This is a genomic window from Binatus sp. (SeqCode) (assembly GCF_036522015.1).
Lineage (GTDB): Bacteria > Desulfobacterota > Binatia > Binatales > Binataceae > Binatus.
The window spans coordinates 1-5,917 of the sequence record NZ_DATDGQ010000348.1 but is presented as its reverse complement, the minus strand read 5'-3'; the positions used below and the strand labels follow the sequence as shown (position 1 = coordinate 5,917).

Genomic DNA, 5,917 nt, shown 5'->3' with positions numbered 1-5,917 from the left:
GGTTACACCAAGTTCGTCGGGCGGCAGCGCGAGATGGACGCGATGAAAGCCGCGGCGGAGCAGGCCAGGGCCGGGCATGGGCAGATTGTCGCCGCGATTGCCGAACCGGGCGTTGGCAAGTCGCGCCTTTTCCATGAGTTCAAGCTGCGCCATACGGCGGGCTGGAGGGTGCTCGAAGCCCTCACTTTCTCCCACAGCAAAGTGTCGGCGTATCTGCCGATACTTGAATTGTTGCACGGCTACTTCAGAATCGAGTGGCAGGATGACCAGCGGACCCGCCGCGAGAAAATTACCGGCCGGCTCGCGATCCTGGATCGCGAGTTCGACGATGCGCTCCCCTACCTATATGGCCTGCTCGGGATCGCGGCCGAGCCCGACCCGCTGGCGCAGATGGACGCGCAAATCCGCAAGCGCGGCACGCTCGGCGCAATCAAACACATTCTTCTGCGCGAGAGCCTGAACCAGCCGCTGATGCTGATCTTCGAGGATCTTCATTGGATCGACGAGGGCACCCAGGAATTTCTCAATCTGATTGCTGATTCGATCGGTACCGCGAAGATTCTGCTGCTGGTCAGCTATCGCCCCGAATATTCGCATCAGTGGAACAGCAAGACCTATTACAGCCAGTTGCGCCTCGACCCGCTGGAAAAAGAGAGCGCTGACGACATGCTCCGATCATTGCTGGGTGGCGGCGCGGAGCTCGCGCCGCTCCAACGCCTCATCATCGAGAAGACCGAGGGCAACCCGCTTTTCATCGAAGAGATGATCCAGGTGATGTTCGACGATGGCGCGCTGGTCCGTGACGGGACGGTCAAACTGACCAAGTCGTTGAGCGAGCTCAAGGTTCCGCCCACCGTGCAGGCGATCCTGACCGCGCGCATCGATCGTCTGCCGCCCGCGGAAAAGGATCTGCTGCAGATTCTGGCGGTGATCGGCAAGCAGTTTCCACTGAGCCTCGCGCGGGCGGTGCTCGACTCGTCTGCGGACGAGCTCGGCCGGATGCTCGACGATCTGCAGATGGGTGAGTTTATCTACGAGCAGCCGGCCATTGGCGACATCGAGTACACCTTCAAGCATGCGCTGACGCAGGAGGTCGCGTACAACTCGATTCTGATCGAGCGCCGCAAGACTCTTCACGAGCGGATCGGCGCGGCGATAGGAGCACTGTACAAGGATTCGCGCGACGATCATCTGAGCCAACTCGCCGACCACTACAGCCGCAGCTTGAACACCGAAAAAGCGGTCGAATATCAGGCGCTGGCCGCCAAGCGTGAGCTGTCGCAGAGCGGCTACCAGGGCGCGCTGCGCCGTCTGCAAAGCGCCATTCAATTGTTCGCGAAATTGCCCGATTCCACCGAGCGCGCGGAGTTGGAGATCGACCTTCAGATGGATTACGGCGCTGCCCTGCTGGCAACCAGGGGATGGTGGGTTCCTGAAGCCGGACAGGCCTATCAGCGTGCTCGCGAACTGTGCCAGCAGAAAGATGAAGGTCCGCAGCTGTTTCAGGTGTTGAGCGGTCTGCACTCCTTCTATCTCGTCCGCGGCGAACACCCGACCGCGCTTGCCTATGCCGATGAAATGATTGGCTTGGCGGACCGGCTGCGGGACGAGGGACTGCAAGCCGGCGCGCATGTAATGTCGGGCTTCAGCAAATTCTTCATGGGTGAGTTTACCGGCGCGCACTCAAGTTTCGAGCTGACTATCGGTTACTACGATCGGGAACGGTTGGGGAGCGTCGATATCAGTACTTCTCACCAGGATCCGATGGTCAGTGCTCTGTGCTACGACGCGATAACATTGTGGATGCTCGGTTACCCGGATAGGGCAGAGCAGCGAGCCTTCCGTTCGCTCGAGCGCGCACGCCTGCTCGGGCATCCGTTCACGCTCACGTGGTGTTTGTCGCAATTGAGCATGTACAACACCATTCGCCGCGACCTGGAGGCATTGGAGAAAACGACCAGCGAGGGACTGTTGCTCTGCGGCAAGCATGGGTTGGCCTTCCTGGAAGAGCAAATAACCTTCTATCGGTTGCTCGGCTCGGCCCTTCAAGGGAAATTCAACCCACCCACCAGCTGGGGGAACGAATCGAGGTCTGCAGAAGCCGCGTTTGAACTGGCCCTTACGTGGGCGCTGCCGATCGTAGCGGGGGGCCTTGCCAGTCTGGGGCGATTCGATATGGCACTTGCGTTCATTGCGCAGTCCGCCCAACTCGTGGAGCGCAATCAGGAACGATACGTCGAATCGGAAGTCCATCGGATCGGGGGCGAATTGACTGTCCAACAGGTAAAGGGCGGTTCCAGCACGCCGCAGCAAGTTCTTTCGGCCGAGTCCGCAACCGAGCAGAGCTTTATGAAAGCTATCGAAATTGCGCGCAAGCGGAACGCCAAGTCGCTGGAGTTGCGTGCTGCGACAAGTCTCGCGCGGCTGCTCGGCAATCAGGGCAAGCGCGACGACGCGCGCGCGATGCTCTCCGAAATCTACAACTGGTTCACCGAGGGCTTCGATACCGCCGACCTGAAGGACGCCAGCGCGCTGCTCGAGGAATTGAGCGCATAGCCCCGCGACATTGCGACTCTGATTGGTAAGGTCTACAGATCAGCGCGTGCACGACGCAAGAAATTCCAAATCGATCGCTTTCTCCAGGAGTACACGAGATGGTTTATGAGTTGCGCGTTTATCACACTGTCCCGGGACGCTTGCCCGCAATCATTAAACGCTTCGATACCGTCACCTGCCGGCTGTTCGAGAAGCACGGCATCAAGCAGGTTGGATTCTGGACGGTGGCGATTGGTGAGTCGAGTTCCGACCTGGTTTACATGCTGCAATGGGAGTCGCTGGCCGATCGCGACAAAAAGTTCGCCGCCTTCGCTGTCGATCCCGAATGGATCGAGGCGCGCGCAAAGAGCGAAGCCGACGGACCGATCGTCGCCTCGATCACCAATAGCATCCTGATGCCGACCTCGTTCTCCGCGCTGAAGTGAGTGCGCCGACGCCTTGGCTCGATCAACTTGGCGAGCGACTCGGCCCTAAGCCTTCGCCTTCTTGAAGTTCGGCTTGCGCTTCTCGAGGAACGCCGCGACGTATTCCTTGTGCTCGGGACTCACGTAGCACTTCTCGAGCGCGAAGCCCTCGAAGGCCATCGCGGTTTCGAGCGTGCCGTCGAGTCCCTGGTAAAGCGCCTTCCTGGTGAAGGCCAGTGAAGTCGGCGAGCATTGCAGCATGTCTCCTGCCAGCTCGCGCGCCGTCGCGGGCAGATCGGCGAGCGGTACGACGCGGCTCACCAGACCCATCGCGAGACATTCGCTCGCCGGGTATTGGCGTCCCGTCAGCATCATCTCGGCGGTGCGCGCGAGCCCAATCATGCGCGGCATCAAATAACTCGATCCCAGCTCGCTCATCAGGCCGACACGCGGAAAGATGACGCCCATCTTCGCGTTGTCCGACGCGATTCGCACGTCGAACAGCAGCGGAATCGTGCATCCGACCCCGAGCGCGTAGCCGTTGATCGCGGCAATCGTGGGCTTGGACAGATTGCGCATCACATTCGGCAGCGACACGACCGCGCGTGCACGACGCTCGGTCGCAGGAGGCTTGTCTGCATGCGTCGCTTCGCGCGTCTTGATGTCGGACGCGAACATGCTCATGTCCGCGCCCGCGCAGAACGCGCGCTCTCCCGCGCCGGTGATGATAACGACGCGCACGTCGGCGTCGGCGTCGGCACGGAGCATCGCGTCCGTAATTTCCGCGCCCATCGCAGTAGTGTAAGCGTTCATCTTGGCAGGACGATTGAGCGTCACCGTCGCGACTTCGTCCGCCACATCATAGAGAATAGTTTCGTATTCCATCGCCGCCTCTTTCTTCCCCTCTCCTGAAGGGAGAGGGGTTAGGGGTGAGGTCCCGCGCGCGACAACGAAGCGCGGCCTTAATACTGAAAAACCTACCGCTTCTTCCGCGCCTTCTTCCTCGACTCCCTGGTCTTCGCCTGCAGTCTCGATTTTTTCCGTTTGCGCCGCCGCTTGATTTCTTTTTGTCGTTCGCTTGCCATCTGACCTCTCGTTCTTATTTAGTCCAGTGGGACCGTCCGTTCCACCTTTGCACCGGATTCGAGATGGATTCCAGCCGAGGTTGCGAACGGCTTGCCCTTGCCCGACCGATTTTCCACATAAGCGTCGTAGTTGCCAGGCTCAAGCTTGAAGCGATGCTCGGTTCCGGGGCCGCTCTCCGCGACTTTGGTCTGTGTGCCCGCGCGCAGGATTACCACGCGCGTCGAATTGTCGATCGCAATCTTCGACATAACAGGCTGCACCAGCAGCTCGGCCTTCACAACTTCGTCAAGCGTCAGCAGCGCGCGATGCCCTGGCGCGAGCGGCACCGCGTGCCAGTCGTAGCCTTGCGGCGGCGCGTCGACGTGGATATCCACCTGGCTCGGCGCGAACAGATACTTGTCCCCCGAAATAAAGCTGGCGACCTTCGTATGCGGCGAGTCGGTGGTCGTCACAGTCACGCCAAAGCCAGGATCGGCGCCGGTCTTGTCCTTCACGGTGACCTGCAGCACCGCGACATTTTCGATCAGCACGGTATGAGTGCGTCCGGCCTCGATCTGCACGCCGTCCTTGACGATCTGGCCGCCAACGATCGGCAGCACCAGCTTGTATTCACCCGGCGCCAGCGCAATCGACGATCCCGCGATAACCTGCCCAGCCTCCTTGCCATTGGCCGCAATCACATGCGCAGGATTTTTCGCCCCAGCACCGTCTTCGCCCTGCACATCAAGCTTCAAATTCCCGGTCTGCGCCGCACTCGCAATCGAAGCGACCGCAAGCAAAGCAGTAACGGCAAGCAGTCGAGTCGGTCTCATTCTCAGTCCCCTCTCCCTGCTGTTCTTCTCCTCTCTCTGTAAGGGAGAGGATCGAAGGTGAGGGTCCTTTTGCAGCGTGCTATTTCGCGCGCGACTCAAGATTCTGCCTCTGCCCCGAATGCGCGCTTTCTCCTCACAGGCGGACTGGTATCTTATGGCCGCGGTGAAGCGGGCGCTACCGAACTATTCGGGATGAACCGTTCAGCCTGACCCCGCCGAACTCTGCGTGATACAAATCAGGTATGGACAATCGTCACAACGCCTCCCGCTCGTCAGGACCGCCCACTAAGTGGGGCGGGCCGCCGTGCCCGCTATTCGAGACGCCAAAGACAAAATTTGACGGAACAAAGTTACCGATGGTAGTGGCGCGTCTCAAAACCACAACCGATAGTATGAATTGGCCCTCACGCGCACCGTTTCCACTTACCGTCGCGCCGCGTTAGGTTGTCTCTATGCCCACATCAAGCGCTCGCGTCGATGCCTGGAAGTCCGCGTGGGAAAGCCGCGACCCGGCGCGCGTCGTCGCGCTCTATACTCGCGACGCGACTCATCAGAGCGCGCTCATCGCGAAGATTTATCCGGAGCTGGGCAAGCTGTCGCTGCAAGGCCATCATGAAATCGGCGTGTACGCGCGCCGCGGCCTCGAGCGCTACACCGATCTGCGCTTCGAAATCCTCACCGTCACCGAAGCTGGCGATCGCGCTGCAGTCGAGTACCGGCGTCATTCGAATCTCGACGGCGCCAATCCGGTTCACGTGCTCGAACTGATCGAATGGCGCGACGCACTTATCAGCAGCGTACGCGTTTTTCATTTTGCCGCATGATCCTGGGATGAAACTCTCGACCCGACTGCTCGGCAAATCCTACCGCTTCCACTCCGTCAAGGAATTGCTCGCGCGCGCCAACGAAGCACGCTCCGGCGACGAACTTGCCGGCATCGCGGCGCGCACGGAGCAGGAACGAATCGCGGCCAAGACTGTGCTCGCCGATCTCACGTTGAACGACCTGCGCGAGCACCCGGTCGTTGCCTACGATCGCGACGAGGTGACGCGCGTTATC

The 5,917-nt window shown here is 60.3% G+C and carries 6 protein-coding genes; 4 read left to right on the top strand and 2 right to left on the bottom strand.

Annotated features, from left to right (window positions below):
- Positions 1-2,556, top strand: a 2,556-nt coding sequence (locus VIW95_RS14735; protein WP_331587852.1) for an ATP-binding protein, incomplete at its 5' end; no start/stop codon positions are given.
- Between the two features lie 98 nt (positions 2,557-2,654).
- The gene (locus VIW95_RS14730) at positions 2,655-2,981 is read left to right on the top strand and encodes an NIPSNAP family protein (protein ID WP_331587849.1); all 327 of its coding nucleotides are present in this window, start codon (positions 2,655-2,657) and stop codon (positions 2,979-2,981) included.
- A gap of 45 nt (positions 2,982-3,026) precedes the next feature.
- Here the strand turns inward: VIW95_RS14730 and VIW95_RS14725 are convergent, their stop codons facing one another.
- A complete protein-coding gene (locus VIW95_RS14725; protein WP_331587847.1) occupies positions 3,027-3,845 on the bottom strand; it encodes an enoyl-CoA hydratase/isomerase family protein in 819 nt (272 codons plus the stop codon).
- Positions 3,846-4,063: 218 nt separating this feature from the next.
- The gene (locus VIW95_RS14720; protein ID WP_331587845.1) at positions 4,064-4,858 is read right to left on the bottom strand and encodes a hypothetical protein; all 795 of its coding nucleotides are present in this window, start codon (positions 4,856-4,858) and stop codon (positions 4,064-4,066) included.
- Positions 4,859-5,310: 452 nt separating this feature from the next.
- Between VIW95_RS14720 and VIW95_RS14715 the strand changes: the two genes are divergently transcribed.
- Complete coding sequence (locus tag VIW95_RS14715; protein ID WP_331587843.1) at positions 5,311-5,682, top strand: nuclear transport factor 2 family protein; 372 nt, start codon at positions 5,311-5,313, stop codon at positions 5,680-5,682.
- Between the two features lie 7 nt (positions 5,683-5,689).
- Positions 5,690-5,917 (top strand): ethanolamine ammonia-lyase subunit EutB (gene eutB / locus VIW95_RS14710; RefSeq protein WP_331587841.1); only part of this gene is annotated, 228 nt, incomplete at its 3' end.

Coding starts and splice junctions, on each gene's coding strand:
- VIW95_RS14730 (WP_331587849.1), top strand. CDS start 2,655: ATGGTTTATGAGTTGCGCGTTTATCACACTGTCCCGGGACGCTTGCCC.
- VIW95_RS14725 (WP_331587847.1), bottom strand. CDS start 3,845: ATGGAATACGAAACTATTCTCTATGATGTGGCGGACGAAGTCGCGACG.
- VIW95_RS14720 (WP_331587845.1), bottom strand. CDS start 4,858: ATGAGACCGACTCGACTGCTTGCCGTTACTGCTTTGCTTGCGGTCGCT.
- VIW95_RS14715 (WP_331587843.1), top strand. CDS start 5,311: ATGCCCACATCAAGCGCTCGCGTCGATGCCTGGAAGTCCGCGTGGGAA.